Origin of the sequence: Pseudomonas sp. HMWF006 (genome assembly GCF_003061205.1) — a bacterium.
Classification (GTDB): Bacteria; Pseudomonadota; Gammaproteobacteria; order Pseudomonadales; family Pseudomonadaceae; genus Aquipseudomonas; species Aquipseudomonas monsensis.
On sequence record NZ_QAIU01000279.1, the window covers coordinates 1 to 1,005 of the forward strand.

Consider the following 1,005-nt stretch of genomic DNA (forward strand, 5'->3'; position numbering starts at 1 on the left):
TGTTTCCGCTGATCCGTCAGGTCCAGATCGCTGTTGATTTCGCCAAAGGCGTTTCCGCGCGTCTGGCCGAAGTCGAGTTGCCGAAGTACGACGACAGCGAAACCACCTTCGCCGAGCTGCAAGCGCTGATCGCCAAGGTTCTGGCCTTCATCGGCGAGATCAAGCCTGAGCAGATCAATGGCAAGGAAGGCATCGAGATCGTGACCCGTCCGGGCACGCCGAAAGAGAAGCGCTTCAGCGGTCAGGCTTATCTGCTGACCTACGGCCTGCCGCAGTTCTTCTTCCACGTCACCACCACCTACGCACTGCTGCGTCACAACGGTGTTGAAGTGGGTAAACGCGATTACATGGGCGCGTTCTAAAACACCCGGCAACAAAAAAGCCCGCCAAGGTTTGCGCCTTGGTGGGCTTTTTGTTTTTCTGGGCAGGAGCGAGCCTGCTCGCTCCTGCAAGGTCGGGTGTCAGGCGGTGCGTTGGGCTTTCGCTTCTTCGCCCAGGCACGCTGCTGCGGTAAACAGTACGTCGGTAGACGAATTCAACGCCGTCTCTGCCGAATCCTGCAGCACGCCAATGATGAAGCCCACTGCCACTACCTGCATGGCAATCTCGCTCGGGATACCGAACAGGCTGCACGCCAGGGGGATCAACAGCAGCGAACCGCCGGCCACACCCGAAGCGCCGCACGCGCAGATCGCCGCGACGACGCTGAGCAGGATTGCCGTCGGAATGTCTACGGCAATGCCGAGGGTGTGCACGGCCGCCAGGGACAGCACAGTGATGGTGATCGCCGCACCGGCCATGTTGATGGTCGCGCCCAGCGGGATCGACACCGAATAGGTGTCTTCATGCAGGCCCAGGCGCTTGCTCAGCTCCAGGTTGACCGGAATGTTCGCCGCCGAACTGCGGGTGAAGAACGCGGTGATGCCGCTTTCGCGCAGGCACTTGAGGGTCAGCGGATACGGGTTGCGACGCAGCTTCCAGAACACGATCAGCGGGTTCATCACC

Annotated in this window: 2 protein-coding genes; one reads left to right on the forward strand and one right to left on the reverse strand. The window is 60.8% G+C overall.

Features of this window, described 5'->3' with window-relative positions; all coding sequences use genetic code 11:
- A partial coding sequence (locus DBR24_RS11400; RefSeq protein WP_146189019.1) for a DUF1993 family protein occupies positions 1 to 362 on the forward strand: 362 nt, incomplete at its 5' end.
- 99 nt (positions 363 to 461) lie between these two features.
- Here the strand turns inward: DBR24_RS11400 and sstT are convergent.
- Positions 462 to 1,005 (reverse strand): serine/threonine transporter SstT (gene sstT, locus DBR24_RS31975; RefSeq protein ID WP_256591406.1); only part of this gene is annotated, 544 nt, incomplete at its 5' end.